Raw genomic sequence first — 2810 nt, forward strand, 5'->3', positions numbered from 1 at the left:
GCCGATCGCGGCCACGAGGTAGATGAGCCAGGTGTCGAGTGCCATGGCGCGATGCTAGCCGGCCGCATACTGCACGGCACGATGAGTTCGACCGACATGCTTCCGCCACTGCGCTGGGCCGTGGTCGGCCCCGGGGCCATCGCCCGGCGCTTCGCGCAGGCGCTTGGCGGCATGGACGGCCAGCGCCTGGCCGCCGTGGTCGGGCGCGACGCGGCGCGCGCGCAGGCCTTTGCCGAGCGCTAGTCTGGCGGTGGCGATACCGCCCGCGCCTGCACGTCGATCGAGTCGCTCGCCGCCGGCGAGGTCGATGCGGTCTATGTCGCCACGCCCCACCCGGCCCACGGCGCCGCCATTCGCGCGGCGCTCGAGGCCGGACTGCACGTGCTGTGCGAGAAGCCGCTGGTGACGAGTGCCGACGAGGCGGTCGAACTCTGCACGTTGGCCCGCAGCAAGGGCCGGCTGCTGATGGAGGCCTTCTGGAGCCGGCTGCTGCCGGTGATGCCGGTGGTGCGCGGCTGGATCGGCGAGGGCCGCATCGGCCGCGTGCAGGGCCTGCAGGCGAGCTTCTGCTTCGCCCTGCCCTTCGACCGCGCGGCACGCCACTTCGACCCCGCACTCGGCGGCGGCGTGCTGCTGGACATCGGCGTCTACCCGCTCGGACTCGCGCGTGACCTGCTCGCGGTGCAGGGCGAACGCGGCGAGCCGACGCTGCACGTGGTCGGCCGCATCGGCGCCAGCGGCATCGAGGAGCGCGTGGCGATGACGCTGGCCTGGCCTGGCGGTGCGGTAGGCCAGTTCGTCTGCGCCTTCGACGGCCGCGCACCGAACGACCTCGTCGTGCTCGGCGAGGCCGGGCACATCACCCTGCACGGCCCGTTCTGGGAGTGCACGCGAGCGAGCCTGGCGCGGCATGGCGAACCGGTGCAGACCGCCGAGCGCACGTTCCGCATCAACGGCTTCGAGTACGAGATCGAGGAAGCGATCCGCTGCATCGCGCAGGGCCGGGTCGAGAGCCTGGCCGTGCCGCATGCCGATACGGTGGCGGTGCTGCGCCAGGTGGATGCGATGCGGCGCACACTCGGCGTGCGCTTCCCGTTCGAGCGCGGCTAGACGCTCGCCGGCGCGAGCGTGCGCGCGAGCCAGGCGTCGATCGCGGCGCGATCGGGCGGCAGCAGCGCCGCGGCACCGCCGGTGAAGCGCTGCCATTCGTCGACGAGGTGGCGCGACACCACCGTGAGGAAGGGGATGTCGCGCGACATGATTTCCAGCAGCTCGGCCGAGAAGCCGGTGCCTTCCGACTCGAGCCGGCCGAAGCGGTTGCAGACGATCAGCTCGGGCGCATCGTCCAGCGCGGCGCGCAGCACCTCGCTGGCTCGCGCGAAGCCATGCGGGTCCGCCCGGCAGGCCTTGGACTCGCGGCCGAGCTGCTGCGAGACGAGGTAGCCGTCGCGCTTGTCGATGTCGACCAGCACCATCTCGGCCAGGCAGTCGCCGCGCTGCTCCGACGGCGCCATCAGCAGCCCGCGCACGCGGCGGCCGGCGCGCAACTGGGCGTCGACCACCTCGGCCAGCAAGGCATCGACGTCACAGCTGCCGTCGTGGCGGATGGCGGCGGCGCGGAGCTCGGTTTCCATGGTGAGGCCACTATAGCGCGCCGATGCCCCCCACCGCTGACCCACCCGGGCCGACTTCCGTCACGGAATCCGGTCTCACGGGTCGCACTGCAACGCCGAAGATGAAGCCAATCGCCCGCGTGCGAAGGACCCGCCATGGACATCCCGCTCATCCCGATCGCCATCGCCGCCGGCGTCGCCGTTGCCGGCCTCGCCGGTGCCGTCGTGTGGCGACGACGCCCCGCCCCGCGTGCCGCCGCCGAGGCGAAGGCAACGGTCACCGCGGGGCACGATACCCTGACCGGCCTGCCCCTGCGCGAGCGCTTCGAGGCGCTGCTGCAGGAGCGCACGCTGGCGCTGGAGAAGACCGGCCGCGACGGCTGCCTGATCGCCGTCGGCCTCGACGACCTGCGGCTGCTGCGCGACGACGGCGGCAGCCCGCTGGCCGACCAGGCGCTGGCCGCCGCGGCCTCGCTGCTGCGCCAGCAGGTCGGCGCCTCGACACCGCTGGCGCGGGTGGACGCCGACACCTTCGCGATCTGGCTCGATGCGCCTCGCGAGGCGGGCGAGAAGCTCGCCGTGCGCCTCGTCGATGCCTTGGGCGCGCCATTGCAGGCGGCTGGGCGCGAGCTGCACGTCGGCGCGTCGGTCGGCCTGTCCGTGGCGCCCGAGCACGGCAGCGGCGTGCGCCTGCTCGGCCGCGCCGTGGCCGCGATGCAGTCGGTGCGGCGCAGCGGCGGCCACGCGCATGCGGCGTTCGATGCACGCATTGACGCCAGCCACAACGAGGAACTGCTGATCGCCCGCGAACTGCAGCATGCGGTGGTCAAGCGCCAGCTCGAGCTGTTCTTCCAGCCGCGTGTCGATGCGAACACGCTGAAGGTCACGGCCGTGGAAGCGCTGCTGCGCTGGCGCCACCCGAACCTCGGCCTGGTCAGCCCGGCACGCTTCATCCCGGTGGCCGAGCGCCATGGCCTGATCGAGACCGTCGGGGGCTGGGCACTCGACGCCGCGCTGCGCCAGGCCGCCGCGTGGCGCCAGGCCGGGCTGAAGCTGCGCGTGGCGGTGAACGTCTCGGGCGTGCAGTTTCGCCAGGACGACTTCGCCGCGCGGCTCGAGCGCGGCCTGAAGGCGCACGGCGTCCCGGCCGATGCGCTGATCTGCGAACTGACGCAGGCGGTGGCGATGGAGAACACC

The 2810-nt window shown here is 73.1% G+C and carries 3 protein-coding genes and 2 pseudogenes; 4 read left to right on the forward strand and 1 reads right to left on the reverse strand.

The window, feature by feature from the left end:
• The 3 genes and pseudogenes from AB7U92_RS25275 to AB7U92_RS25285 all read left to right on the forward strand — a co-directional run.
• Positions 1-243, forward strand: a pseudogene (locus AB7U92_RS25275) (hypothetical protein); the annotation flags it as partial.
• Positions 244-276: 33 nt separating this feature from the next.
• A pseudogene (locus AB7U92_RS25280) lies at positions 277-462 on the forward strand (Gfo/Idh/MocA family protein); the annotation flags it as partial.
• Positions 463-465: 3 nt separating this feature from the next.
• Positions 466-1110, forward strand: coding sequence for a Gfo/Idh/MocA family protein (locus AB7U92_RS25285; protein WP_428583333.1), 645 nt, complete (start codon positions 466-468; stop codon positions 1108-1110).
• Here AB7U92_RS25285 and AB7U92_RS25290 read toward each other — a convergent pair.
• Entirely contained in the window at positions 1107-1634 is a 528-nt protein-coding gene (locus AB7U92_RS25290) for a DUF2478 domain-containing protein (protein ID WP_428583329.1), read from the reverse strand. The two genes, AB7U92_RS25285 and AB7U92_RS25290, sit on opposite strands and share 4 nt — an antisense overlap.
• Positions 1635-1769: 135 nt before the next feature.
• Between AB7U92_RS25290 and AB7U92_RS25295 the strand changes: the two genes are divergently transcribed.
• Positions 1770-2810 (forward strand): EAL domain-containing protein (locus AB7U92_RS25295; protein ID WP_428583331.1); only part of this gene is annotated, 1041 nt, incomplete at its 3' end.

This window comes from Piscinibacter sp. (genome assembly GCF_050175855.1).
Taxonomy (GTDB): Bacteria; Pseudomonadota; Gammaproteobacteria; order Burkholderiales; family Burkholderiaceae_C; genus Piscinibacter.

Coding starts and splice junctions, on each gene's coding strand:
- AB7U92_RS25285 (WP_428583333.1), top strand. CDS start 466: ATGGAGGCCTTCTGGAGCCGGCTGCTGCCGGTGATGCCGGTGGTGCGC.
- AB7U92_RS25290 (WP_428583329.1), bottom strand. CDS start 1,634: ATGGAAACCGAGCTCCGCGCCGCCGCCATCCGCCACGACGGCAGCTGT.